Origin of the sequence: Micromonospora sp. NPDC050686, from assembly GCF_040654475.1 — a bacterium.
Classification (GTDB): Bacteria; Actinomycetota; Actinomycetes; order Mycobacteriales; family Micromonosporaceae; genus Micromonospora.
This window is the reverse complement of sequence record NZ_JBFAID010000008.1, coordinates 110,387-135,650: the sequence shown is the minus strand read 5'-3', so window position 1 is coordinate 135,650 and position 25,264 is coordinate 110,387. Positions and strand designations below refer to the sequence as shown.

The 25,264-nt window shown below is 75.7% G+C and carries 21 protein-coding genes, 1 pseudogene and 1 riboswitch; of the genes and pseudogenes, 12 read left to right on the top strand and 10 right to left on the bottom strand.

Going from position 1 to position 25,264, the window contains the following annotated elements:
• From AB0H57_RS09700 to AB0H57_RS09690, 3 genes are all read right to left on the bottom strand, one after another.
• Nucleotides 1-616 (bottom strand): hypothetical protein (locus tag AB0H57_RS09700; protein WP_357504496.1); only part of this gene is annotated, 616 nt, incomplete at its 3' end.
• 5 nt (nt 617-621) lie between these two features.
• Nucleotides 622-2,373, bottom strand: coding sequence for a glycoside hydrolase family 3 protein (locus AB0H57_RS09695; protein ID WP_357504494.1), 1,752 nt, complete (start codon nt 2,371-2,373; stop codon nt 622-624).
• A gap of 97 nt (nt 2,374-2,470) precedes the next feature.
• On the bottom strand, nt 2,471-2,962 hold the full coding sequence (locus AB0H57_RS09690; protein ID WP_357504492.1) for a DUF3145 domain-containing protein: 492 nt from the start codon (nt 2,960-2,962) through the stop codon (nt 2,471-2,473).
• A gap of 320 nt (nt 2,963-3,282) precedes the next feature.
• Between AB0H57_RS09690 and AB0H57_RS09685 the strand changes: the two genes are divergently transcribed.
• On the top strand, nt 3,283-3,612 hold the full coding sequence (locus tag AB0H57_RS09685) for a hypothetical protein (protein WP_357504490.1): 330 nt from the start codon (nt 3,283-3,285) through the stop codon (nt 3,610-3,612).
• Nucleotides 3,613-3,706: 94 nt separating this feature from the next.
• Here AB0H57_RS09685 and AB0H57_RS09680 read toward each other — a convergent pair whose 3' ends face one another.
• On the bottom strand, nt 3,707-4,384 hold the full coding sequence (locus AB0H57_RS09680) for a carbonic anhydrase (RefSeq protein WP_357504488.1): 678 nt from the start codon (nt 4,382-4,384) through the stop codon (nt 3,707-3,709).
• A 150-nt stretch (nt 4,385-4,534) separates the two neighbouring features.
• Here AB0H57_RS09680 and AB0H57_RS09675 point away from each other — a divergent pair, with 150 nt between their 5' ends.
• The 3 genes from AB0H57_RS09675 to AB0H57_RS09665 all read left to right on the top strand — a co-directional run bounded on the left by AB0H57_RS09675 (nt 4,535) and on the right by AB0H57_RS09665 (nt 9,142).
• Nucleotides 4,535-5,503, top strand: a complete 969-nt coding sequence (locus AB0H57_RS09675) for an alpha/beta hydrolase (RefSeq protein WP_357504486.1) — start codon at nt 4,535-4,537, stop codon at nt 5,501-5,503.
• 51 nt (nt 5,504-5,554) lie between these two features.
• Complete coding sequence (locus AB0H57_RS09670) at nt 5,555-7,666, top strand: AAA family ATPase (protein ID WP_357504484.1); 2,112 nt, start codon at nt 5,555-5,557, stop codon at nt 7,664-7,666.
• Nucleotides 7,667-7,917: 251 nt separating this feature from the next.
• A riboswitch (cyclic di-AMP (ydaO/yuaA leader) is annotated at nt 7,918-8,049 on the top strand.
• A 13-nt stretch (nt 8,050-8,062) separates the two neighbouring features.
• Nucleotides 8,063-9,142 (top strand): hypothetical protein, encoded by a 1,080-nt coding sequence (locus AB0H57_RS09665; RefSeq protein WP_357504510.1) that lies wholly within the window; start codon nt 8,063-8,065, stop codon nt 9,140-9,142.
• A gap of 64 nt (nt 9,143-9,206) precedes the next feature.
• On the opposite strand, the gene AB0H57_RS09660 is transcribed toward AB0H57_RS09665, so the two are convergent.
• Complete coding sequence (locus tag AB0H57_RS09660; RefSeq protein WP_357504482.1) at nt 9,207-9,677, bottom strand: SRPBCC family protein; 471 nt, start codon at nt 9,675-9,677, stop codon at nt 9,207-9,209.
• Between the two features lie 128 nt (nt 9,678-9,805).
• A complete protein-coding gene (locus AB0H57_RS09655) occupies nt 9,806-10,165 on the bottom strand; it encodes an STAS domain-containing protein (RefSeq protein ID WP_357504480.1) in 360 nt (119 codons plus the stop codon).
• 437 nt (nt 10,166-10,602) lie between these two features.
• Between AB0H57_RS09655 and AB0H57_RS09650 the strand changes: the two genes are divergently transcribed.
• Nucleotides 10,603-11,010: a hypothetical protein gene (locus AB0H57_RS09650; RefSeq protein WP_357504478.1), complete on the top strand. Its 408-nt coding sequence runs from the start codon at nt 10,603-10,605 to the stop codon at nt 11,008-11,010.
• 282 nt (nt 11,011-11,292) lie between these two features.
• On the opposite strand, the gene AB0H57_RS09645 is transcribed toward AB0H57_RS09650, so the two are convergent.
• Entirely contained in the window at nt 11,293-14,031 is a 2,739-nt protein-coding gene (locus AB0H57_RS09645) for a cellulose binding domain-containing protein (RefSeq protein ID WP_357504476.1), read from the bottom strand.
• A gap of 269 nt (nt 14,032-14,300) precedes the next feature.
• On the opposite strand from AB0H57_RS09645, the pseudogene AB0H57_RS09640 reads away from it, so the two are divergent.
• A pseudogene (locus tag AB0H57_RS09640) lies at nt 14,301-14,756 on the top strand (BON domain-containing protein); the annotation flags it as partial.
• An 11-nt stretch (nt 14,757-14,767) separates the two neighbouring features.
• The gene (locus AB0H57_RS09635) at nt 14,768-15,316 is read left to right on the top strand and encodes a DsbA family protein (protein ID WP_357504474.1); all 549 of its coding nucleotides are present in this window, start codon (nt 14,768-14,770) and stop codon (nt 15,314-15,316) included.
• Nucleotides 15,317-15,362: 46 nt separating this feature from the next.
• On the opposite strand, the gene AB0H57_RS09630 is transcribed toward AB0H57_RS09635, so the two are convergent.
• Nucleotides 15,363-18,095, bottom strand: a complete 2,733-nt coding sequence (locus AB0H57_RS09630; RefSeq protein ID WP_357504472.1) for a LuxR C-terminal-related transcriptional regulator — start codon at nt 18,093-18,095, stop codon at nt 15,363-15,365.
• Between the two features lie 190 nt (nt 18,096-18,285).
• Between AB0H57_RS09630 and AB0H57_RS09625 the strand changes: the two genes are divergently transcribed.
• From AB0H57_RS09625 to serS, 5 genes are all read left to right on the top strand, one after another.
• On the top strand, nt 18,286-18,726 hold the full coding sequence (locus AB0H57_RS09625) for a hypothetical protein (protein WP_357504471.1): 441 nt from the start codon (nt 18,286-18,288) through the stop codon (nt 18,724-18,726).
• Nucleotides 18,723-19,877 (top strand): zinc-dependent alcohol dehydrogenase, encoded by a 1,155-nt coding sequence (locus AB0H57_RS09620; protein ID WP_357504469.1) that lies wholly within the window; start codon nt 18,723-18,725, stop codon nt 19,875-19,877. Before AB0H57_RS09625 ends, AB0H57_RS09620 begins: the two co-directional genes overlap by 4 nt.
• Before the next feature lie 64 nt (nt 19,878-19,941).
• Nucleotides 19,942-21,117 carry a saccharopine dehydrogenase NADP-binding domain-containing protein gene (locus AB0H57_RS09615; RefSeq protein WP_357504467.1) on the top strand — a complete coding sequence of 392 codons (1,176 nt, stop codon included), beginning with the start codon at nt 19,942-19,944 and terminating at the stop codon, nt 21,115-21,117.
• 111 nt (nt 21,118-21,228) lie between these two features.
• The gene (locus tag AB0H57_RS09610) at nt 21,229-22,305 is read left to right on the top strand and encodes a MerR family transcriptional regulator (RefSeq protein WP_357504508.1); all 1,077 of its coding nucleotides are present in this window, start codon (nt 21,229-21,231) and stop codon (nt 22,303-22,305) included.
• A gap of 93 nt (nt 22,306-22,398) precedes the next feature.
• On the top strand, nt 22,399-23,685 hold the full coding sequence (serS, locus tag AB0H57_RS09605) for a serine--tRNA ligase (RefSeq protein WP_357504465.1): 1,287 nt from the start codon (nt 22,399-22,401) through the stop codon (nt 23,683-23,685).
• Here serS and AB0H57_RS09600 read toward each other — a convergent pair.
• Both AB0H57_RS09600 and AB0H57_RS09595 read right to left on the bottom strand, forming a co-directional pair.
• Nucleotides 23,669-24,601, bottom strand: coding sequence for a cytochrome c biogenesis CcdA family protein (locus AB0H57_RS09600; protein ID WP_357504463.1), 933 nt, complete (start codon nt 24,599-24,601; stop codon nt 23,669-23,671). The two genes, serS and AB0H57_RS09600, sit on opposite strands and share 17 nt — an antisense overlap.
• Nucleotides 24,602-24,605: 4 nt before the next feature.
• Nucleotides 24,606-25,253, bottom strand: a complete 648-nt coding sequence (locus AB0H57_RS09595) for a TlpA disulfide reductase family protein (protein WP_357504461.1) — start codon at nt 25,251-25,253, stop codon at nt 24,606-24,608.
• Nucleotides 25,254-25,264 lie beyond the last annotated feature (11 nt).

The window sequence follows — 25,264 nt, the reverse complement described above, 5'->3', positions numbered from 1 at the left end:
GCAGCGGCTCCCCCGCCACCTGCGGCACATCCAACGGCACCTGATGCGTCGCCGCCCCCGCCACCGACAACTGGAACGCCAGGTCGATGTACTGCGCCTGGCCCTCGGTGCTGGGCAGCACGGGATTGAGCTTGAGGAAGGACTCGGCCAGGTAGGCGGTGAAGCCCGCGACCACGGCCACGACCGCCCAGGCCCAGCCGGTCGGCACCCTCGTCGGGTACCGCACCCACCAGTGCCGGCGCAGCCCGGGCAGCAGCGCGTACGGCAGCAACACCACCACCGGCCACAACCACAACCAACGCCCCGCGCCCGCGGCCACGAACACCGCCCACGCCGCCAACTCCAACACCAACCCGACCACCGCACCGAACGCCAGATCCTCCACCAGCGTGAACGGCCGCGACCGCACCGACCGGAACACCAACGTCCCCGGCACCACCACCCACACCAACGCATACCCCGTGTACGCGACCAGATCGACCAGCGGCGTGCCGGTAGCCAGCAGAACCACCGCGACCACGAGGTAACCGACCACGGCCGGCAGGACGCCCCGGCGGGCGGTGCCGGCGGGTGCGCCGGCGGCGGCGGTGTCGTCGCCGGTGACGAGCGCGGTCACCGTGGTCAGCCGGCGCAGGTGCTGGCGGGCAGGCCGCTCACCGGCACCGGGGACCGCCCGGCGGGCCGGGCCTTGCCGGCCAGCACGGCGGCGAGCGCGGTCATCGAGGCCCGGGTGGAGGAGTACGTGGCGTACAGCGTCGGCGACTTCGTCCCCGCCAGCACGTACGGGGTGTCCATGGCCACCGTCACCGCCGCGTCGGCGCGCAGGTCCCCGGCGCCGTCGCCGTACCCGACCAGGTGCACCACCGTGCCGCCGGCGGGGACCACCTCCACCCCGGCGGCGGTCAGCGCCTCGGCCAGCGCCGCCCGGGTCCGGTCCCGCCCGCCGGAGGAGGTGACGGTCACCGGGCCGCGCACCGGGGCGCCGCAGGCACCGCGCAGCTGGGTCACCGCGGCGGCGGCGAGCGCGGCGGCCGCCTGCCGGTGCGCCGGCGCCTCCAACGTGCTCATCGCCGGGGTGGGCCGGCCGGCCAGCTTGAACTTCATGGTGAGCACCCGGGTGACCGCGTCGACCAGCCGGGCCCGGGGCAGCGAGCCGTCCCGGAGCGCGGCGAGCAGCCCGTCGTACGCCTGGGTCAGGTTCGGGGTCATCAGGATGAGGTCGTTGCCCGCCTTCAGCGCGCGGACCGCCGCCTCACCGGGCGACCACCGCTTCGCCGGGGCCATGTTCATCCCGTCGGTGATCACCACACCCTGGAAGCCGAGCTGCCCCCGGAGCACGTCGGTGAGCAGCTTGTGCGAGAAGGTGGCCGGGGTGCCGGGGTCGACCGCCGTGACGTCGAGGTGGGCGGACATCACGGCCATCGCCCCGGCGTCGATGCCGGCGCGGAACGGCGGGAACGCGGTGCGGTCCAGCACCGCGCGGGACTGCGGGACCACCGGCAGTTCGGTGTGCGAGTCGTCGGGGCTCAGGCCGTGCCCGGGGAAGTGCTTGACGCTGGCCGCCACCCCGGCCGACTGGAGCCCCCGGACCGCGCCGGCGACCTGGGGGGCGGCGCGCTGCGGGTCGGCCCCGAACGACCGGGAACCGATCACTGTGCTGCGGGTGGCCAGCACGTCGGCGACCGGCGCGAAGTCGAGGTTGATGCCGACCGCGGCCAGTTCGGCGCCGGCGGCCCGCCAGGCGGCCTCGGTCAGCTCCGGCCGGCCCGCCGCGCCGGCGGCGAGCGCGCTGGGCAGCGGGGTGACCCCGTTGGTGAGCCGGGTGACCACCCCGTACTCCTGGTCGGTGCCGATCAGGAAGGGCGCGTCGCCGGCCGGCAGCCGGCCGGCGGCCTCGCGCAGCCCGGTGGTGAGCTCCCGGACCTGCTTCGGGTTGTCCACGTTCGTGGTGGCCTGGTTGCTGCTGGTCGGGTCGTCGGCGCTGAAGCCGACCAGGATCACCCCGCCCAACCGGTACCTGGCCACCATCTCGGCGGGAGTGTCGACCCCGGCCATGGCCCGGTTGCCGGCCGCCGAGCCGGCCGACACCTTGGTGGCGGAGCTGCCGTACGCGTAGGGCATCAGCACCTGGCCGACCAGGTCCTCGTCGCTCAGTCGCCCGGCCAGGGCGGTCGCCCGCGCGCCCGGCTCACCGCTGGGCGCCGGGACCGGGCCGGTGCTGGCCGACGGGGCCGCCGACGACGGCGACGGCGACCCGGCCGACGGTCCGGTTCGGGGCCGCTCGGGGGCGCCGGTGCAGCCGGACCCGAGCAGCACGGTCAGTGCGGCGAGCGCGACGCCGAAGCGCCGCGGGGAAGTCGACACGCGGCCCATCCCACCAGCTTTGCGCGTATCGGGGCAACTCAGCCGGCCGCAGGCCGGCACGCTCGGGGCAACTCAGCCGGCCGCAGGCCGGCACGCTCGGGGCAACTCAGCCGACCCGGGTGAGCAGCGTCACCGGGGCGCCGTCCCCGGCGTGGCGGTACGGCTCCAGTTCGGCGTCCCACGCGGTGCCCAGCGCCTTGTCGAGGGCGTGCGCGAGCGCCTCCGGGGCGCGGGCGGCGGCCATGATGGCGCGCAACCGGTCCTCGCCGAGCTGGATGTCGCCGGCCGCGCCCACCGTGGCCCGGAACAGGCCCCGGCCGGGCACGTACATGAACCGCTCCCCGTCGACGCCCGTGCTGGGTTCCTCGGTCACCTCGAAACGGATCATGGGCCACTGCCGGAGGGCAGCAGCCAGCTCGGCGCCCGTCCCCGGGCGGCCGGTCCACCCGCATTCGGCCCGGCGGGCGCCGGGATCGACGGGCTGTGTGGTCCACTCGAGGTTGACCGGCGCGGCGAGCACGCGCGCGATCGCCCACTCGACGTGTGAGCACACGGCGAGCGGGGTCGAGTGGACGTATACGACGCCACGCGTTGGCACGGTGACCTCCCGGGGAGCGAGGTGCGTCTTCCCCTACGACCTCGTCCGGCGAGTGGCCCGTGCAACACATGATGACCTGCGGGACGGATGGTGCGCCAGGGAATCGGGAAATTCGCCGGACAAATTGCGGGGTGGAATGCCGGGACGGTCCACCCGGTTGAGCCACCCGGACGGGCACGATGACCAGCCGGGTGTCGTGGTCGTGTACAGTTCAGCCGGCGGTTTGTGCCGTCGCACATCTTCGCGGGCCGAGGTTCTCGCCGGGTCCGCACAGCCCCCGGACGTTTCCGTCCTCCCGTACGTCTGCAAGGAGTACCTCCGTGGCGAGCAACACCTCTAAGACCGCGCGCGCGTCAGTCCGGGCCGGCCAGGCTGGCCAGGGTGGCGCCCTCAGCGTGCTGGGCGAGTTCAAGTACGTCATCCCGCTCAACGGCGGCAAGCACGCCTACGTGCGTAACCTGACCAACGGCAAGACCGTGCACCTGCGCACCGACTCCGAGGCCTTCGTCGAGGAGATCCGGGTGCTGGCCGGGGCCGGCCACGCCACCAAGATCCGGGCCGAGCTCAACAGCCTCAACGCCACCTACCCGGGCGACGGCTGGGACGCCGCCGAGAAGCGCCTCGTCGAGGCCGGCGTCTTCGAGGGCTGAGCGCCCCTCTTTCGCGACACCACGCACCGCCCGCCGGGGGTCACCCCGGCGGGCGGTGCTGCCTTCTCCGGGCCGACCCGGCGGGCCGTCGGCCTCACTCCGCCAGCAGGGTGACCTCGCCGGTGGCCAGGTCGTACATCGCGCCGACCACGGCCACCGTGCCGGCGGCGACCAGCCCGGCCAGCCTGTCGTCGTGCTCCAGCATGGCCACCGTCCGCCGGACGTGCCGGCGGATCGCCAGCGGCCGGACGTACGGGTCGGCCACCCCGACGTCGCCCACCGCCGGGGCGATCTGCTCCACCAGGTACGCCAGCGAGCCGCCCGGCCGCCGGCCGGTGCGCAGCGCCTCGACCGCCGAGCCGACCGCGCCGCACCGCTCGTGCCCGAGCACCATCACCAGCGGCACGCCCAGCTCTCCCACCACGTACTCGATCGACCCGCGCACCGCCCGGTCCAGCACGTGGCCGCCGGTGCGGATCACGCAGATCGAGCCGAAGGTCTGGTCGAAGATCGCCTCCAGCGGCACCCGCGAGTCGATGCAGCCCAGCACCACCGCGTACGGCTGCTGGTCGCCGGAGGCGGTGGCCGCCGCGGCGGTGACGTCGTGCCCGTGCACCGGCTGGCCGCTGACGAAGCGCCGGTTGCCGCTGAGCAGCTCGGCCAGCGCGGCGCGGGGCGTGCCACCCGCGGCCGTCCGCCGGGCGCCCGGGTCGGGCCGGTCGACAGCGGCCGGGGCGCCGCCGGCCGGTGGCGGTGACGTCGTCTGGGCCATGTCCCAAGCCTGGTCACCGGCGTGACGGCAGGTGCGCAATCGGGAATCTTCTCACCGGCGCTTTTACCGTGCTGTCATGGCGGGTAGCCGGTGTGTTACCGCCGGGTATCCCGGTGGCGAGCGCTTCCGGGCGGCCCTGGGGAGGTGGCGATGCCGGACCAGCTGGAGCTTCGACTCCCCGACGGCGTACGGCTGCACGTCGAGATGTCCGGACCGCCGGACGCTCCGGTCACCGTGCTGCTGCTGCACGGCTGGACGCTGGACGGGCGCAGCTGGCACCGGCAGGTCGCCGAGCTGCGCGACCGGTACGGCGACCGGGTGCGGGTGGTCGCCTACGACGCCCGCGGGCACGGGCGGTCCAGCTGCATGGCGCTGCCCGCGGCGACCCTGGCCCAGCTCGGCGACGACCTGGCCGCCGTGCTGGACGCGGTGGCGCCGGACGGCCCGGTGGTGCTGGCCGGGCACTCGCTCGGCGGCATGACGATCATGGAGTACGCGCACCGGCACCGGAAGCACTTCGCCGCCCGGGTCGCCGGCCTGCTCTTCGTCTCCACCACCGCCGAGGGACACACCCACACCGCGTACGGCCTGTCGCCGCGGATCGCCCGGCTGATCCGGCTGGCCGAGACCACCGGCGCGGGGGTGCTGGCCCGCTGCGGGACCTGGCGACCGCCGCGGGCCCTGCTGCGCGCCCTGCGTCCGAGCATCCGGTGGGTGCTCTTCGGCGACCGCTGTGACCCGGCCGACATCCGCCTGGTCACCTCGGCGGTGGCCCGCGCCTCGCTGCGCTCGATCGGCGGGTTCCGGCCGTCCATCGGCGCCCACCACCGGCTGGACACCCTTGCCGAGCTGGGCCGGTTGCCGGCCGCCGCGCTGGTCGGCGACCGGGACCGGCTCACCCCGCCGCCGTGCGCCCGGTCGATCGCGGCCGCGTTGCCCACCACCGAGCTGACCGTCTGCCCCGGCGCCGGGCACATGCTGGTGATGGAGCGGCCCGAGGAGGTCAACGCCGCCCTGCACGGGGTGCTCGGGCAGGTGCTCGCCGACCGGCGGCGGACGGCCCGTCGCGCCGCCGCGTCCGGAGCCGCGCCCCGGCATGCCGTACCCTCGTCCGGTTGACCTGGCGCGCGGCCCCCGTGCCGCCCGCGACCGTCCGGAGGAGCGCGTACGTTGACCGACCAGACCACCCTGGCGCAGGAGATCGCCGTCGAGCAGCGGCATCTCGACCGGGTGTACGCCCGCCTGGCCGAGTTGCGGCGCTCCGCCGTCCAGGCCGAGCGGGACGGCTACCGGCTGGCCCGGGTCGGCAACTTCGGCGCCCTGGTCGAGCGGGACGCGATGGTCTTCCACGCCGCCCAGCGGCGGCACGTGCTGGACGCCGAGCACGAGGGGCTGGTCTTCGGCCGGCTCGACCTGCGGGACCGGCGGGTGCTGCACGTGGGCCGGCTCGGCATCCGCGGCGAGAACGCCGAGACGCTGGTGGTGGACTGGCGGGCCCCCGCCGCCGCGGCGTTCTACCAGGCCACCCCGGCCGATCCGCAGGGCGTGGTGCGGCGGCGCACGATCCAGTCCACCGGCGAGAAGGTGACCCGGATCGAGGACGACCTGCTCGACCCGGCCGCCGCGCCGGCGGAGCTGGCCGTGGTCGGCGACGGCGCCCTGCTGGCCACCCTGTCCCGGGCCACCGGCCGGGGCATGCGGGACATCGTCGCCACCATCCAGCGCGAGCAGGACGAGGCGATCCGCTCCCCCGGTTCCGGGGTGACGATCGTCTCCGGCGGGCCGGGCACCGGCAAGACGGCGGTGGCCCTGCACCGGGCGGCGTACCTGCTCTATTCCGACCGCGGCCGGTACGCCGGCGGCGGCATCCTGGTGGTCGGGCCGTCCACGGTCTTCGTCGAGTACATCGCCTCGGTGCTGCCCTCGCTGGGCGAGGAGACCGCCACCCTGCACTCGCTGGGCACCCTCTTCCCCGGCTCGACCGCGACCCGCACCGACCCGCCGGAGGTGGCGGCGGTGAAGGGTTCGCTGCGGATGCGCCGGGTGCTGGAGCGGGCGGTCCGGGACGCGGTGCCGGACGGGCCGGACGAGCTGCGCCTGCTGCACCGGGGTGAGCTGCTGCGGCTGGAGCGCCGCGAGCTGGACGGCATCCGGGACCGGACGCTGTCCCGGGGCGCGCGGCGCAACGAGGTCCGCCGAGCCGCCTTCGACGCGGTACTGGCCGCGCTCTGGGCGCAGGCCCGCCGGCTGGCCGGGGGGCGCCTGCCGGAGCAGGCCGTGTTCGAGGACGAGATCATCGAGCGGCCGGAGTTCCGGGAGTTCCTGAAGGCGTGGTGGCCGCGGCTGCACCCGCGGCACGTGCTGGACTGGCTGGCCCGTCCCGAGCGGCTGCGCCGCTACGCCGGCGGGCTCCTGTCCGGGGCGGAGACGGACCTGCTGGTCGGGGCGTACCGGTCGCTGGACCGGCAGGGACCGACCGTGGCCGACGTGGCGCTGCTGGACGAGCTGGACGCGCTGCTGGGCAAGCCGGTGCTGCCGAAGCGGCGGCGGCGGGACCCGTTCCAGCTGGCCGGCGGGGTCCGTGAGCTGAGCACCTTCGCCGACCGGCAGCGGGCCGCCCGCGAGGCGGCGCGGGAGCGCCCCGAGGACTACCGCGACTACGCGCACGTGGTGGTTGACGAGGCGCAGGACGTCTCGCCGATGCAGTGGCGCATGATCGGCCGGCGGGGCCGGCTGGCCTCCTGGACGGTGGTCGGCGACCCGGCCCAGACCGCCTGGGCGGGCGACCCGGCGGAGCTGGACCGGGCCCGCGACCAGGCGCTGGGCCGGCGGCGCCGGCACCGGTTCACGCTCACCACCAACTACCGCAACTCGGCGGAGATCTTCGCGGTGGCGGCGGCGGAGATCCGCCGGCTGCACCCGGACCTGGCGCTGCCCACCGCGGTGCGCTCCACGGGGGTGGACCCGGTGCAGCGAGTGGTGCCGGCGTCGCAGTTGCCGGCCGCCACGGTCGAGGCGGCCGGCGCGCTGCTCGGCGAGGTGGAGGGCACCGTGGGAGTGATCGCGCCGGTGCCGCGCCGGGACGAGGTGGCCGGTTGGCTCGCCGGGTTGGCCGACCCACGGTTGCAGGTGGTGAACAGCCTTCAGGCCAAGGGCATGGAGTACGACGGGGTGGTGCTGGTCGCGCCGAGCGAGATCCGGGCCGAGCCGTCCGGGGTGCGCACGCTCTATGTCGCGCTCTCCCGAGCCACCCAGCGGCTGACCGTCCTCGACGCGGGCTGAGCGGGCGGGCGCCCGGCCGAGGCCCCTCGACCGGGCACCCGCCGCCGCGAGCCGACTCCGGAGTGTCAGCAGAGGCCGGCCGGTCGATCGAGTGGCATTTAGCACAACCTTAATTCTTTCCCGACGCCGTGGCCATATGCACCATTTGCAACTCTTGCCCCACCGGTTGTCGGGAGCAACCGGGGGTGGGCTCGGTGACTCACCGGTAGGCTCGACCGCGGCCTCCGCCGAGCGGCGCCCGCCGGCGCCTGCGGTGGCCGCCGCCTAATCGCCGCCCGTGGCGAGCCGGGGAACCATGTCCGTGGGGTGCATCCGCGTCAGCGGTAGGGATCTTCCGTCCCGAACCCGTCAGCTAACCCGGCCGGCGGCTGACGGAAGGACATGTGCATGCCAGTAGTGGGCCCCGTGAGACGAACCGCCGCCCGGATGGCGGCCCTGATGGTGGTGACCCTCGCCCTCGCCCTCGGCGTCGGCGCCGTGCCGGCCGTGACGGCGTCCGCCGCGCCGCTCGCCAAGGCGCCCGGCACCGACCACGAGGGCGGCACCGAGAAACTGCGCGACCAACTCGACGCGGCCAGCAAGGGCTGGCTCGACGCCCGCACCGCGTTGACCCGGTCCACCAAGCGCCAGCAGGCGCTCGCCACCCAGCTCAAGACCATCGAGGGTGAGCTGGGCGTCCGCGACGCCAAGGTCGGCGAGATCGCCGGGGTGGCGTACCGGACCGGCCGGCTCGGCACCGCGGCGGCGCTGCTGAGCAGCCGCAACCCGGAGAACTTCATGGACCGGGCCGCCGCGCTGGGCCAGGTGGCCGCCAACGAGGACCGGGCCGTGCGCGGCCTGCTGGAGACCCGCGACCAGGCCACCCGCACCAAGACCGCGCTGGACGGTGAGATCGTCGAGCAGCGCAAGCAGGTGCAGGTGATGGCCAAGCGCAAGGAGCAGGCCGAGAAGGCGCTGGAGGTCGCCGCGGCCGAGGCCCGGCGCGCGGCCGCCCAGCGCAGCACCAGCACCGGCGGCAGCGGCACCGGCGGCACCTCGACCGTCAACGCGAAGCCGGCGCCGCGCAACTCCGACGGCTCCTGGCCGTCCGAGTCGTGCAGCGTCGACGACCCGACCCCGGCCAGCGGCTGCATCACCCCCCGCACCCTGCACGCGCTCGAACAGGCCAAGGCCGCCGGCTTCACCCGGTACGTCTCCTGCTACCGCAGCGGCGGCTCCGGCGAGCATCCCAAGGGCCGGGCCTGCGACTTCGCCGCCCAGAAGGGAGGCTTCGGCGGGGACGCCACCGGCGGGGACAAGACGTACGGCAACAACCTGGCCGCGTACTTCGTCCGCAACGCCGACCGGCTCGCCGTGCTCTACGTGATCTGGTACCGGCAGATCTGGCTGCCCAGCAGCGGGTGGAAGTCGTACAGCGGGGCCGGCGGCGACCCGTCCAGCGACCACACCAACCACGTGCACCTGTCGGTCTACTGAGCCGACCCGACCCGGCCCGGTGACCCGCGCGGGTCACCGGGCCGCGCTGTCGCCGAAGGCCCGGTCAACCCCCGGTCGGGGCGGGGCCCGGGTCGCGGTCCAGCACCTCGCCGAGCCGGGCGGCCAGCGCCAGGTGCGCCGACCGGGCCTGCCGGAACGCGTACGCGAACAGCGGCGCGGGCGCGGACAGGGTGATCTCCACGTCGACCCGGAGCACGCCGTCGGCCTCCCGGCGGAGCCGGGTGTGGTTGCGTACGGTGGTCGCCGGCTGCTGCCGGGCCACCGTCACGATCTCGTCCTCGGTGGAGACCAGGACGTCGGCCTGGTAGGTGACCGGGAAGTGCAACGGCCCGACGGCCAGCCGGTCGGTGATCGCGTAACTGGCCCGGGCGCCCGGGCGCGGCGGCAACTGGCGGACCCGGACGATCAGGGGGTGCAGCTCCCCCTGCCGGGTCAGGTCGCTCAGCAGCGCCACGGCGTCGGCCGCTGTGCACCGGGCCTGGACGCTGTAGCTGAACGTCTCGCGCGTGAGCACCCGTCCCCCTACTGGTAGGTCGCCCGATCCTCGCCCACCGACCGGCGTCCTGGCAACGGCCGGACGACCCTGGTCATCGGGGCGCGAGCGGGTCCCCTCGGCGCGGCGGCCGGGTGGCTCGGCGAAGCTCAGGCGCCGAGCGGAGCCTCGGGCGCGGCGGCGGCGAAGTAGGGCTCGGGGGCGCCGAAGAGGCCGAGCAGGCCGGTGACCCAGAGCTGCCGGTGCACGAACCGGCTCGGCTGGGTGACGACCAGCTTGACGCCGCTGACCTCGGCGGTCTGGAAGCCGGCGACCATGGCGCTGATGCCGACGGAGTCGATGAAGCTGACCAGCCGCATGTTGAGCTCGATGCGGGTGGGCCGGCCCTTGGCGAGCACCTCGGCGATCGCCTCGCGCACCTCGTACGCGGTGTCCACGTCGATCTCGCCCCGGGGAGCGATTTCGACCACACCACCCGACAGAACCGACTTCACGATCGACAGGCTCACGCGAGCACCTCCACCCGCCCCGCTCGGGGCGCCTCATCAGTACGCGGGCCGCGACCGAGAGTATTCCTCCGACGGTCTCGGTCGCCACCCCTCGGGGATGAGCAAATTCACGACCGGGGCACCACGGCACCCCGGTTCCGGATTTTCCGTTCCTCTGTCCAACGATCGGGCCGGCGGCCCGATCCGCCAAACAGGGTAACGGTCCCGGCCCAGCGGCCGGCGCACCCAGTCTCCCCGGCGCGTCCCACCTGCGCATCCGGGATTTTCCCCGGGGTTGTCGCCACCGGACGGTGATCTGCGCAGCGGGCTGTCGCCCCCGGACGGTGGTTTGCGCAGCGCCGTTCGTGGGCACTGCCGGAGGGAGCGCACCGTGACGCGCCGGAAAGAGGTCGAGGTCCGAAGTGGCCGGCCGACTTCGGCACCCCGAGGAGGTACCCGTGTTCGGAACCAACGTGCTGGACCGCCGCAGCAAACCCGAGCGGATCGCCGACCAGGCCTGGACGCAGCTGTCCGCCGCCGTCGGCTCGGCCGGCGACAGCGTGCGGGGCACCGCCCGCTCCGCCCGCCGTAACGGGCTGGACCTGGCCGACGGGGCCGGGGACCTGGTCGGCTCCGCGGCCGAGGAGGCCCGGCGCCGCGCGCTGCTCGCCTTCGACGCCCTGGCCGGCCGGCGCCCGGCCCTGCCCTGGGCGCTGCTGATCAGCGCCGCGCTGGTCGGCGCGGCGGTCGGCTGGGCCGCCGGGACCGCGGCCCGCGCGGTCGGCAGCCGGGACGGGCGCGGCGTCGACGAGATCGGGTTCGTGGACGTGGACCGGCCCGACTCCCCCGTCGGCACCGAGGGCTGACCGCCCGACCCGGGGTTGTCCGGCCGGGACCGGCCTGGGCCGGGCTGGCCCGTGCTGTTTCGGATCGGCGGGTTCGCATCGGCGTCGCCGCGCGAGCGGTCCGGGGCAGGAGACCGGAACGAGCGTGATACCTCTGAGTCATCAGAATGACTCAGAGGTATCACGCTCGCTTGGGTGTGGCGGCCGGCCCGAGGGGCCGTGCCGGGTCATCGCCTGCGGGCCGGTCCCGCCGCGCGGGGGGCCGCATGCGGGGTCCTGCCTCAACAGGACCCCGCATGCGGGCTAACGGACGGCTGTGCAGGTCAGGCTGGGCACCGGGTTGGTGCCGCGCCAGCTGGCCAGGAAGCCGAAGGTGGTGGTGGCACCCGGGGCCAGGACGCCGTTCCAGCCGGCGTCCCGCACCACCACGAGGGTGCCGGTCTGGGTGAAACTGCCGCCCCAGAGCTGGCTGATCTGCTGGCCGTTCGCGTAGTTCCACGCCACCGACCAGCTGCTCGTCGGCGAGCCGCCGTTGTTGCGTACCGTCACCTCACCCTGGAAGCCGCCGTCCCACGACCCGGTGACCTGGTACGTCGCCGTGCAGCCCCCGGCCGGCACCGGAGTCGTCGGCCCGCCGGTCGGCGTGGCGGTCGGGGACGGCGAGGTGGTGGGCGACGCGGTCGGCGAGGGCGAGGCGGTGGGTGAAACGGTGGGCGACGTGGTCGGGGACGGGGTGCCGCCGATCGGGTCGGCGACCAGGATGCCCCGGCCGTTGGAGCCCAGGTAGACCCGGCCGTACACCCGGGGGTCGCCGGTGATCGCGTCGGTGGCGTTGCCGTACTGGTGCTGGTCGTCGTTGATCCGCACCCAGCTCGCCCCGGCGTCGTCCGAGCGGTGGACGCCGTACCGGCCGTCGACGGTGGCGATCGCGAAGAGCGCCGGGTACGTCCGGCCGGGGGCCGCCTTGCCGAAGCCGATGTTGGCGGATGTGGTCACCGTGCTCAGCCGGGTGAAGCTCGCCCCGGAGTCGGTGGAGTGCCAGAGGCCGCCCTCGCCGGCCAGCCAGATGTCGCCCTCCCGGCCGGGCACCGCCTTGAACCTGACGCCGGTGGTGGGCAGGCCGGTCGCCGCGGTGGCGGCGAAACTCGCACCACCGTTGGTGCTGACGTAGAACCGCCCGTCGCGGAAGCCGTAGAACTTGTTCGGGTTGACCCGGTCGGACTCGACCGTGGCGTTGGCCGGGATGCCGGTGGCCGCCGTCCACGAGTTGCCGAAGCCCACCGAGCGGACCACCTGCCGGCCGGCGTCGCCGGGGGCCCAGACGAACTGGCTGCCGTCGGCGGCGGCGGCGACCGTGCCGCCCTCGTTCACCCCGGACGGTTCGGTGCCCTGGAACCAGTTCGCCCCGCCGTCGGTGGAGAACGCGACGTGGCTGTCGCCCGGCCGGTCGGAGTCGGTGAAGTTGCCCGCCCGCACCACGATCCCGGGCCGGGTCTCGGCGTAGTCCAGGCTGGTCGTGCTGGTGAAGACCGGCTGGGTGAACATGGTGGCGGGGACCGCGGTCAGGTCGGTGTGCCGGAAGCCGCCGATGTCACCCAGCCCGCTGATCAGCGGGGCGCCGGACGGCGGGCTGATCAGGTCGAGCACGGCCGTCTCCTCGAGGCCCTTGACCATCGGCCGGATGGTGACCTTCCCGCCGGCGTCCCACTTGGTCAGGTCGGTGCTGCCGTAGACGGTGGCGCCGGTGCCGTACATCATCCGGTTGCTGTCGTGCGGGTCGATCTCCATCGACTCGGTCATCCAGCCCAGCTTCGGCGAGGTGTCCGGCGGGCTCGGGTTGGCGTTGCCGAAGGTGAGCCACGGGACCGAGCTGATGTCCATGGTGTAGCGGAAGCTGCGTTCGGGATAGCTCGTCCAGTCCCAGATCCGGGTCCAGGTGGCGCCCCCGTCGGTGCTGCGCCAGAACATCGCGTCCGGCCACCAGGAGACCTGGCTGGCCACCATGAGCGTGCCCGGGCGCTGCCGGTCGATGGTCAGCCCCGAGTAGCCGAAGGTGTCGTCCGAGCTGGACGACGGGATCGGGCTGATCCGGGTCCACACGCCGGTGGCCCGGTTGAACTTCCACACGTCGCCCTTGCCGCCGTCGTACGGGCCGCCGGTGTCGCTGGTGGCGATGTAGAGGTACCCGCCGACCGGGTCCACCACGCCCTTGTGCGCCAGGTAGCCGGTCGGTGCGCCGGCGATCCGCTCCCAGGTGGCGCCCGCGTCGGTGCTCCGGTAGACCGGGTTGGCCTTGTCCGCCACACCGACGTAGATCGTCCGGGTGGCGGTGCCGGCCGTACCCGTGCTCTTGTCGAAGCTGACCCAGGTCAGGCCCTGGTTCTGCCCGTTGTAGCCGTTCGGGTCGCTGGGGTCGGCCCGGTAGTTGCCGACGTTCGGGAAGTTGGCGACCTTCGCCCAGGTCACCCCGTAGTCGGTGCTGCGCCACAGGCCGTTGCCGCCCTCGGCGCCGTAGTACAGGACGCTGTTGCGGTTGGGGTCGACCGCGAGCCGCTCCCCCATGCCCCGGCCGGGCATGTTCCCGCCGTTCTTGAACGGCAGCTCGGTGGCCTGCCAGGTGGCGCCCTTGTCGGTGGAGCGCAGGATCGCGCCGTTGTTCGGGTCCCAGCTGTTGGTGTACATGCCGACGGCGGCGTACAACCGGTTGGTCTGGACCGGGTCGGTGGCGAGGCTGACCACGCCGTTCCAGCCGAACCGGTCGGCGCCGACCCAGTCGAGCAGCGGGGTCCACGACTGGCTGGCCTGCTCCCAGCGGTAGGCGCCGCCGATGTCGGTGCGCGCGTAGATCAGGTTCTTCTCGGTCGGGTTGAACACGATGCCGGGGACGAAGCCGCCGCCGTCGACCCGGACGTTGCGCCAGGTGTACGGCTCGGCGGCCGCCGCGGCGGCCGGTGCGGTGGGCGCTACGGTGACCTGAACGGCGACGACGGCCGCCGCGGCGGCCAGCGCGGACGTGACCGCGCCGGCGAGACTTCTCCGCATCTGCGGTTCCTCTCGGGTTGCCCGGGGGACGGGGACGGGAGCGACGCGGCGGGCGGTCGAGGGCGACCGCGCCGACGGCGACGTCGCGGGGGGAGCTGCCCAGGCTCCCGACCGGTGTGCTGGCTCCCGCACCGAGCGCATTCACCTTAGCCGCTGGATCGACCACTATGGAAGCGCTCCCAACGCGCGGTTCACCCCGGCCGGGTGACGGCGCCTCACCCGAACCGGCGGCAGGATGGCCCGAGCCGATGCCGGGAAGGGAGCCACCGATGGCCACCAGCTCCGTGACGCGTACCGACCAGGACATCCAGACCGGCGTGCTCGACGAGCTGACCTGGGAGCCCCGGGTCGCCCCGCACGAGATCGGGGTGACCGTCGACGAGGGCGTCGTCACGCTGACCGGCTGGGTGGACAGCTACGCCAAGAAGTGGGCGGCCGAGCAGGCGGCGCATCGCGTCGCCCGGGTCCGCGCGGTGGCCAACGACCTCACCGTACGGCTGAACCCGTCGGCCGAGCGCACCGACGCCGACCTCGCCATCGCCGTCGAACGGACCCTGGAGTGGGACGCCTTCGTGCCGGTCGAGCGGATCGCGGTGACCGTCGCCGCCGGCTGGGTGACCATGCGCGGCGACGTCGACTGGGAGTACGAGCGGCGCGCCGCCGAGCGGGCGGTGGGCCGGCTGGCCGGCGTACGCGGGGTGACCAACGGCATCGCCGTCCGGCCCGGAGCCGCCCGATGACCACCCCGTTGCAGGTGACCGCGAAGCTGCGGACCCCGGTCGGCGAGCACGACCACGTCCGGGGCCCGGTCGGCGCCCCGGTCACCGTCGTCGAGTACGGCGACTTCCAGTGCCGGTACTGCGGGGCCGCGTACCCGAACCTGGTGGAGCTGCTCCGCCAGCGGGCCGACACGGTGCGCCTGGTGTACCGGCACTTCCCGATCGCCAACGTGCACCCGTACGCGGAGAACGCCGCCGAGATGGCCGAGGCCGCCGGCCGGCGGGACCGGTTCTGGCCGATGCACGACTGGCTCTTCGAGCACCAGGACCAGCTGGACCCGGTGCACCTGGCGCTCGGCGTGCAGCAGATCGGCCTGCCGGCCGACGAACTCGCCGCCGAGGTGGGCGGGCAGGCGTACGCCGACCGGGTCCGGCGGGACTTCGTCGGCGGCATCCGCAGCGGCGTGCACGCCGCCCCGACCCTGTTCGTCAACGACGTTCGGCACGACGGCGGGTACGACCTGGCCGAGCTGCTCACCGCCGTGGACGCCGCCGCCGACGCCTGACCCCGGGCGCGGCCCCGGCCTGGATCGCACCCGGGCCGGGTCACCGTCAGATCAGCCGCAGCTCCCGGGCCCGCCGGACCGCCTCCCGCCGGCGGGTCGCGTCCAGCTTCCGGTAGATGTTGCGGACGTGGGTCTTCACCGTGTTGACCGACAGGGACAGCTCCCCCGCGATCTCCACGTTGGACAGGATGCTCTGCAGGTAGCGCAGGATGGTCAGCTCCCGCTCGGTGAGCGGCTCGTCCAGCCCGTCGCCCGCCGCCCCGCCGGACCGCTCGCGGGGGCCGGCGGGCTCGTCGGCGCTGTGCTCGTCGGCGGTGCGGACCAGTTCACTCACCGTCGACCAGTGCGCCGTGCCCGAGTCCAGGTGACCGGCGAGCAGGTCCCGCACCTCCTCGTCGGCGCGGGTGAAGAGCCGGCGGAAGCCCTCCGGCTCGGCCAGCTCCAGCACCCGCTCCAGGATCCGCCCGGCCCGCCGCTCGTCGCCGCCCCGCCGGGCCAGCACCGCCGCCAGCAGGCCGGCGTCGAGGCGTACCGGCAGCGGCCAGTCGGCCGACTCCGGCCCGTCCCAGTCGGGCAGGGTGTGCCCGGCCGCGCCGGGATCGCCGGCGCGCAGCTCCGCCCGGGCCAGCGCGACGGCGAGCGCCCCGGCCGGGCCGCCCGCGTCGCGTACCCGGTCGGCCAGCAGGGCCCGCGCGCCGTCCGGGTCACCCCGCGCGCCGTCCAGCTCGGCCTGGGCGACGAGCAGCCAGTTCGCCACCTCGCGGGCCGCCGGCCGCGCGCCGAGGCGCTCCCGGGCCGCCAGCAGCAGCCGGTGCGCGGCCGCCGGGTCGCCCGCGTCCCGGCACAACCGGGCCCGGCACAGCGCGGCGAGCGCCGCCGCCACCGGCTCCTCCTCCACCGGCCCGGTGACCGCCAGCCGCGCGGCCGCCTCCGCCGGCTGGTCCCGGTGCAGCGCGACCACCGCCAGCGCCAGGTGGGCGTGGGCGCAGTCGGTCCGGCAGGCCCAGCCCCGGCACGGCGACAGGGCGAGCGCCTCCCGGGCGGTCCGCTCCGCCGCCCGCAGCTCACCCCGGATTGCGGCGAGCAGGGCGACCCGGCTGGCGGCGACCAGCTCGGTGCGCTGCCGGCCCGCCGTCCGGGCGGCGGCCAGCGCGTCGGCGAACGCGGTCGCGGCGACCCGCAGGTCACCCTCGTCCAGCCCGGCCAGGCCGAGCGCCGTGCCGGCCACCGCCCGCACGTCGGCGTCCTCACCCCGCGCGGAGCGCGGGTCGTCGTCCGGCCCGGACCTGGTTCGGGTGGCCAGCAGCCGGCCGGCCGCCGCGCGTACCTGGGCGTGGTCGCCGGCCGCCCGGGCCAGGGTGAGTTCCAGCGCGGTGGCCAGCCGGCGGAACCGGTCGCGGCGCGGCGCGGCCAGCGACCCGGCCGCCGCCACCGCCGCGCGCAGCCGGTCCGCGGCGGTCGCCGGGTCGCCGGCGTACGCCCGCTCGGCCGCCGCGGCCAGCGCCAGCTCCGGGTCCCGGCGGACCGCCTCCGCCGGTGGTGCGGCCGGCGCCGGCCCAGCCGGGGCGTCCCGGTCGTACGGGGCGAGGTCCGGCCAGCGGTCGATGAACAGCTCGGTGGCGGTGTCCCAGCGGCCGGCGGACAGGGCGTGCCGCAGCGCCTCCGCCGGGCGGCCGTTCCCCGCGTACCAACCGACCGCCCGCAGGTGCAGCGCCCGCAGCTCGCCGGCGGGGAGCCGGCTCAGCTCGGCCCGGAACAGGTCGGCCAGCAGCGGATGGCACCGGTACCAGGGCGGGCTGCTGTCGTCCCGGTGCAGGAAGGCACCGTCGCGGGCCAGCCCGGCCAGCAACGGTCCCGAGTCGCCCCGGCCGGCGAGCGCGTCGGCCAGGTCCGCGCAGACCGCGTCGGCGACGGTGGTGCGCGCCAGCAGCTCCCGGGCGTCGGCGTCCCACCCGGCGAGGACCTCCTCCCGCAGGTAGCCGGCGACCTCCGGCTGGTCCCCGGCGAACTGCTCCACCCGACGGCCCGGGTCGGGTCGCCCCCGCGCGGCCAGCGCGGCCAGCCGCAGCCCGGCCGCCCAGCCGCCGGTGCGCTCCCGCAACCGGCGCACCGCCGTCGCCGGCACCGGCACCGCGTGCGCGGTCAGCAGGTCGGCCACCTCGTCGTCGGTGAAGGCCAGCTCGGCCGGCCCGAGTTCGGTCAGCTCACCGGCCAGCCGCCACCGGTGCAGGGGCAACGCCAGGTCGGTACGCGCCCCAGCCACCAGGCGCAGCCGCTGCTCGGCGTGCCGCAGCAGGAACTCCAGCCCGGCCAGCGCCGCCGGTTCGGTGATCCGGTCCAGGTCGTCGAGGACCAGCAGCACCGGCCGCTCCCGGGCGGCCAGCGCGGCGGCCAGCAGTTCCAGCTGGTCCGGGCGGGGCGGCCGGTCCGGCACCGGGGCCACGTCGCCCTCCCCGCGCGCCGCGGCCCGCAATGCCGCCGCGACGTACGCCCAGAGCCGCTCGCCGGTGTCCCCCCGCTCCACCGACACCCAGGCCGGCGCGCCGTCGCCGGTCACGGCCCGGACCCAGGAGGCGAGCAGGGTGGTCTTGCCCCAGCCGGCGGGCGCGGACACCACGGTGACCGGGCCGGCCGTCCCCTCGTCCAGCCGGGCCAGCAGGCGCGGCCGGAGCACGACCGGCTCGGGCAGCGCCGCCGGCGCCAGCCGGGACGCCAGCAACGGCGGCCCGGCCGGCGCCGGTTCCGCCACCACCCCGACCCGGCTCAGCTTGTCGGGCATCCGGCCTCCCCACCGACGCTCGCACCCCCTCCGCCGGCGAGCGGTTACCCGGCCCGGCCCGGTTCACCCCTTCGGGGGGAGCCCGCTTCACCCGCCCCCGGCCGACCATGGGCAGGTACGCGGGCGACCGGCCGCGCGTGACCGGCCGCCCGCCGTCACCGGGACCGTCCCGGGACGCGCGGAGGGACAGGTGGTACGAATGGGACGGCTGGCCCACGGCGGGACGGTGCTGGTCACCGCGGCCGCCGGCGTGGCACGGGCGTTGCGCGTACCCCGGCGACGCCGGCCGGGGACCGGCCCCGACCCGCGACCCGCGCGCTGGCAGGTGGTGACCGTCGACCGCCCACCGGAGCAGGTGCTGCCGCAGGGCCGGTGGCCGGAGCCGCTGCGCCGCCTCGACGGGGCGGTGGAGCTGTGCCTGCGGCCGGCGCCCGGCGGGCGCGGCACCGAGCTGGCCGCGCGGCAGCTCGCCGGCCGGGCGGCGCTGCCCGGGATGGCCGCGCACCTGGTCGGCGACGACCCCGGGCTGCTGATCCGGGAGACGCTGCGCCAGGCCAAGCAGTACGTGGAGACCGGCGAGGTGCTGCGCCCGGACCGCTCCCGGCTGGACCGCCCGGCGGTGCCCGGATGAGGGCGCTGTGCTGGGAGGGCGCCGGGGAGCTGGCGGTACGCCAGGTGCCCGACCCGGAGCTGCGCAACGCCGGGGACATCATCGTCCGGGTGCGGCGCAGCGCCACCTGCGGAGCCGACCTGCCGCTGCTGTCCGGCCGTACCCCGTTCCTGGCCGCCGGGGACGTGCTCGGGCACGAGTTCCTCGGCGAGGTGGTCGAGGTCGGCGCGGAGGTACGCGGGCACCGCCCCGGCGACCGGGTGGTGGTCTGCGCGGCGGTGGCCTGCGGCTCCTGCTGGTACTGCCGGCAGGGCCTCTACGCCAGCTGCGACAACGGCAGCCCCACCGCGGCCCGCGCCGAGGCGGCCTGGGGCCAGCCCACCGGCGGCTGCTTCGGGCACCCGGCCGCCCTGGGCGGCTTCGCCGGCAGCCACGCCGAGTACGCCCGGGTCCCGTACGCCGACACCGGCGCGTTCCGGGTGCCGGAGCCGCTCAGCGACGACCGGGCGGTGTTCGCCTCGGACGCCGCCCCGTCCGGCTGGATGGGCGCCGAGCTGGGCGGGGTACGCCCCGGCGACGTGGTGGCGGTGTGGGGCGCCGGCGCGGTCGGCCAGCTCACCGCGCAGGCGGCCCGGCTGCGCGGCGCGGACCGGGTGATCGTCATCGACCGGCACCCCGAACGGCTGGGCATGGCCGAGCGGCACGCCGGCGCCGAGACGCTGCACTTCGAGCACACCGACGTCCCGGCCGAGCTGCGGGAACGCAGCGGCGGCCGGGGGCCGGACGTGTGCGTGGAGGCGGTCGGCACCGACGCGGCGGCGGGCCGCTCGCTGGCGGACCGGTTCGGCGCCGGCCGGGCCGAGCGGCCGATCGCGGTGCGCGAGGCGGTATACACCTGCCGCAAGGGCGGCACCGTGGTGGTGCTGGGCACGTTCGCCGGCTTCGTCGACACCTTCCCGCTCGGCGCGATCATGCAGAAGGGGCTGACCGTGCACGGCGCCCGGCAGCACGGGCAGCGGTACATTCCGCGGCTGCTGAACATGATGGCCCGCGACCAGCTCGCCACCGAGCACCTGGCCACCCACCGGCTGCCGCTGGAGCAGGGCGCCGGCGGGTACGCGCTGTTCCGGGACCGAGCCGACGGCTGCGTCCGTACCGTCTTCACGCCCTGACCGGCGCGGGCCCACTTTCGGGCCGACGCCTCGCGGCCGGGGCCGGTGCTGGCACACTCGGCGGATGCGCGACGACCGCCCGCACGACCTGGTCCTGTTCGGCGCGACCGGCTTCACCGGCGGTCTCACCGCGGAATACCTGGCCCGGCACGCCCCGGCCGGGCTGCGCTGGGCGCTGGCCGGCCGCAACCCGGCCCGGCTGGCCGCGGTGCGCGACCGGCTCGCCGCGATCGACCCCGGCCTGGCCGACCTGCCGCTGCGCACCGCCGACGCGACCGACCCGGCGTCGCTGGCGGCGGTGGCGGCGGGCGCCCGGGTGGTGGCCAGCACCGTCGGCCCGTACCTGCGGTACGGGGAGCCGCTGGTCGCCGCGTGCGCCGCCGCCGGCACCGACTACCTGGACATCACCGGCGAGCCGGAGTTCGTCGACCGGATGTACCTGCGCCACCACGCCGAGGCGGAGCGCACCGGCGCCCGGCTGATGCACGCCTGCGGCTTCGACTCGATCCCGCACGACCTCGGTGTCTGGTACACCGTCAAGCAACTCCCGGCGGACGGGCCGATCGCCGTCGACGGGTACGTCCGGGCCGGCGGCCGGTTCTCCGCCGGCACGTACCACTCCGCGCTGACCGCGTTCTCCCGGATGGCGGAGGCGAGCCGGGCGGCGAAGGAACGCCGGGCGGTCGAGCCGCGCCCGGAGGGACGCCGGGTCCGCGCGGTGCCCGGCCGCATCGGGCGGGCCCGGGAGATCGACCGGTGGGCCATGCCGCTGCCGACCATCGACCCGCAGGTGGTCCGGCGCTCCGCCGCGGCCCGCCCGGAGTACGGCCCGGACTTCCGCTACCGGCACTTCGCCGCCATGAAGCGGCTGCCCACCGTGGTTGCCACCGCGGCCGGTTTGGGCGGGCTGGTCGCGCTGACCCGGCTGCCGCCGACCCGCCGCTGGCTGATGGGCCGGCTCGCCGCCGGTCAGGGGCCGAGCGCGCAGCAGCGGGCGAAGTCCTGGTTCAGCGTCCGGTTCGTCGGCACCGGCGGGGGCCGGAGGGTGCTGACCGAGGTGGCCGGCGGCGACCCCGGGTACGACGAGACGGCCAAGATGCTCGCCGAGTCGGCGCTCTGCCTGGCCTGCGACGACCTGCCGGCCACCGCGGGGCAGGTCACCCCGGTGACCGCGATGGGCGACGCGCTGCTCGACCGCCTGGTGCGCGCCGGCATCACCTTCCGCACGCTCAAGGCGTGAGGCGGGGCCCCCGCTCAACGCATCCGGTAGAGCAGGGGCCCCGCTTGACACCCGGAGCGGCTTGACCCTCGAGCAGGTTGAGACGTGAGGATCGCAGCCGTGGAGAGCGAACTGCGCAGCATCGGCGAGCTGGCCCGGGCCAGCGGCCTGACGGTCAGCGCGCTGCGGTTCTACGACCGCAGCGGGGTGCTCACCCCGGCGCTGGTCGACCCGGTGACCGGCTACCGCTGGTACACCGACGAGCAGGTGGCCCCGGCCCGGCTGGTGGCCGGGCTGCGCCGGGTCGGCATGCCGCTGGCCGGGATCGCCGCCGCGCTGCGGCACCAGCACGAGCCGGCCGTGCTCGGCGCGCTGCTCGACGAGCACCAGCGCCGGCTGGAGGACGGGCTCGCCGACGCCCGCCGCGAGCTCTCCCGGATCCGTACGCTGATCGACCCAGGGGAGCGACCGATGACCACCCGACTCGTGCTGTCCCGTACCGACCTGGCCGCCGCCGTCGACGCGGTCCGCTTCGCCGTCGGCGCCGACCCGGAGCTGCCGGTGCTCGCCGGGGTGCTGTTCGATGTGGAGCCGGACGGGGTGCGGCTGGTCGCCACCGACCGGCACCGGCTGGCCACCGCCTGGGCCGGCGGCCGGGTGGACGGCCCGGCGGTCCGCGCGCTGGTGCCGGTCGCCGCGGTGGACGAGCTGCGGGCGCTGCTGGACACGGGCGACGGGGTCACCCCGGACGCGCAGCTCACGGTCGGCCCGGCCGAGGTGGTCGGGTCCGTGGGCGGACGCGTGGTGCGCGCCGTCCCGCTGCCGTACGACTTCCCCGACCATCGCCGGCTGCTGCGCGAGGCGGTCAGCGACGCCCCGGCGCACCGGGTGCCCGTGGACGTGGCCCCGCTGCGCGCCGCGCTCACCGCCGGGGACGTGCCGGTGCTGCTGAAGGAGTACGCCGGCAGCCGCCACGAGGTGACCGTGCTGGGGCTCGACGAGGGCGGGCTGCGGGTGCTGGCGGCCGACGAGCCGCCGGTGCCCGGCGTGCTCCGGGTCGGGGTGAACCGGCACTACCTGCTCGACGCCCTGGACGCGGGCGACCGCGGACAACTGGTGCTGGAGCTGGACGGGCCGATCGCCCCGCTGGCCGTGCGCCGGCCGGACGACGGGGACGCCTTCTCCGTACTGATGCCGATCCGGCTCTGAGTCCGCGCCGGGCGGCGCGGGCGGGCCGGCGCGGCGGCGACGGTAGCATCTGGGGGTCCTACCTGAGTCCCTGGACGGAGGCGTACGGAGCGCATGCTCGACATGGAGTTGATCCGGAAGGATCGCGAGGCGGTGGCGGTCGCGCTGGCCAAGCGATTGGATCCGGCCGAGGTCAGTCAGGCGCTGGACGAGATCCAGCGACTGGACCAGGAGCGACGCGCGCTGATCACGGGGATCGACGCCGAGCGGCAGCGCCGCAAGGCGGAGGCCCGGGCGTACGCCGAGGCGAAGCGGGCCGGCCGGGAGCCGGAGCCGGTCGCCCCGGAGGCCGAGCGCAAGCAGCTCGCCGAGCTGGAGACCCAGCTGGACGAGGTGCAGGCGCGGCTGCGGGACCGGATGAGCGAGCTGCCGAACCTGCCCGCGGACGACGTGGTGCCCGGTGGCAAGGAGGCCAACCGGGTGGTCCGTACCTTCGGCGCGCCCCCGGTGATCGAGCGGGTCCGTGACCACGTGGAGCTGAGCCGAGCGCTCGGCCTGGTCGACCACGAGCGCGGCGTCAAGCTGGGCGGTTCCGGCTTCTGGATGTACACCGGGCTGGGCGCGCGGCTGGAGTGGGCGCTGCTCAACTGGCTGATCGAGCGGAACATCGCGGCCGGGTACGAATTCCTCCTCCCGCCGCACCTGCTGTTGGACAGCGCGGGTTTCGCCGCCGGCCAGTTCCCGAAGTTCTACGACGACGTCTACCACCTGGACCGGCAGTCCGCCCCGCGCGGGCAGTTCCTGCTGCCGACCTCGGAGACGGCGATCCTCGGGGCGTACCAGGACGAGATCCTGGAGACGGCGAAGCTGCCGCTGAAGGCGTTCGCCTACACCCCCTGCTACCGCCGGGAGGCGGCCGGTTCGCACTCCGACGAGCGCGGGACGGTGCGCGGGCACCAGTTCAACAAGGTGGAGATCTTTCAGTTCACCCTGCCCGACCAGGCGGACGCCGCGCTGGCGGCGATGGTCGCCCACGTGGAGGGCCTGGTCGAGCAGCTCGGGCTGCACCACCAGACCAGCCTGCTCGCCGCCGGCGACTCCAGCGCGTCGATGAAGAAGACCCTCGACATCGAGGTGTGGATGCCGAGCACCGGCAAGTACAAGGAGGTGTCGTCGGTCTCCTGGGCCGGCGACTACCAGGCCCGGCGGGCCGCCATCCGCTATCGCGAGCCCGGCGGCAAGCAGACCCGGTTCGTGCACACCCTCAACGGCTCGGCGCTGGCCACCAGTCGGCTCTTCCCGGCCATCCTGGAGCAGTTCCAGCAGGCCGACGGCTCGGTGCTGGTGCCGGAGGTGCTCCGCGACAAGCTCGGCACGGACCGGCTCACCCCGGTCCGCTGACCCGCCCCGCCCCGCGCCCGGGAACCGCCCCGGGCGCGGGGTCCGAGTTGCGGCAAGTAGCGCCTTCCTCAGGCCCGGAAGCAGCGTCACGCGGCAACTCGCGCCTTCGCCAGGCGACGACGAGGAGGGCGAGCAGGGCCGCCGCCACAAGCGCCGGGCCGGCCGCGTCCAGCACGGCGACCAGCCACTGCTGAAGGCGGGCCGCGGCGACCACCACCGGGCCGCCGAGGGCGTCGTGCCGGCCGAGGGCCAGCCGCACCTCGTACCAGCCGTACCAGGCGACGTAGCCGCCGGCGGCGAGCAGCACCAGGCCGCCGAGGCGGGGCACCTGCGCGCCGGCCCGGCGCAGCCGGGCCAGCACCGAGCCGCGGACCAGGGCCACGGCGAGGGCGGCCACCCCGACCACCAGACCCATCCCGATCGCGTACGCCCCGAACAGCGCCAGCCCGCGCAGCGTCGAGCCGGCCCGCAGGCTGGTCACCACGATCGCCAGGAACGGGCCGACGGTGCAGCTCAGCGACGCCAGCGCGTACGCCATCCCGAACAGCGCCATCGACGCCCAGGAGCGGGTGAGCCGGGGCGCCCGCAGCCCCGCGCCCGGACCGGGGAGCCGCCGGCCGGCGAGCAGCCAGCAGCCCAGCGCCACCAGCAGCAGGCCCAGCCACACGGTGAGCCAGGGCAGCCGGGGCCGCAGCCAGCCGGACAGCGGGGCGAGCGCCAGCCCGAAGGCACCGAAGACCAGGACGTACCCGCTGGTCAACCCGGCGGTGGCGACCAGCGCGCGGCGCACCGCGCCCCGGCCGTCGGCGGGGCCGGCGACCAGCAGCGACAGGTACGCCGGCAGCATCGCGAAGCCGCACGGGTTGACCGCGCCGAGCATGCCGGCGGTCAGCGCCAGCAGCAGCGGGGTGCCCACCCGATCATCCGGCCAGCTCGGCGACCCGGCGGGTCAGCGACTCGCCGTCCAGGAAGCCCTGGTGGATGATCCGGCCGTTCCGGTCGAGCACCACGAAGGTGCTCTGCTCGACCACCTTGAACCGGCGCCAGAGCGCCCCTTCCCGGTCGTCGAGCTGGGGCGTGCCGGCCAGGTCGAACTCGGCGACGAAGTCCCGCATGGCCGCTCGCTCGCCGAGCCCGGCCACCCCGACGATCGGCACCGTGTCGCGGTACCTCGGCGCGATCTCGGCCACCGTCCACGCCTGGCTGGCACAGGTCGCGCACCACGGCGCCCAGAACCAGAGCACCACCGGCCGCCCGGCCAGCGCGGCGGCGGGGAAGGCCGCGCCGTCCAGGGTGGTGCCGGTGAACCGCAGGGCCTCCGGCACCCGGACCGGGTCGGGCGAGGCGCCCGGGCCGACACCGCCGGCCGGGACCGGGGAGGCGACGGCGGACGGGCCGGACGCGGCGGAGACCGGGGCGGCGACGGCGGACGGGCCGGACGCGGCGGAGCCCGGAGCGGCGGTCGGTGCGCCGGCCGGTCCGGCGTCGACCGCGCAGCCGGCCGCCAGCAGCACGGCGGCCAGCCCGGCCGCCGGCATCCACCGGCGCACACCCGACGATCTCGACATCCCGCTCCTCC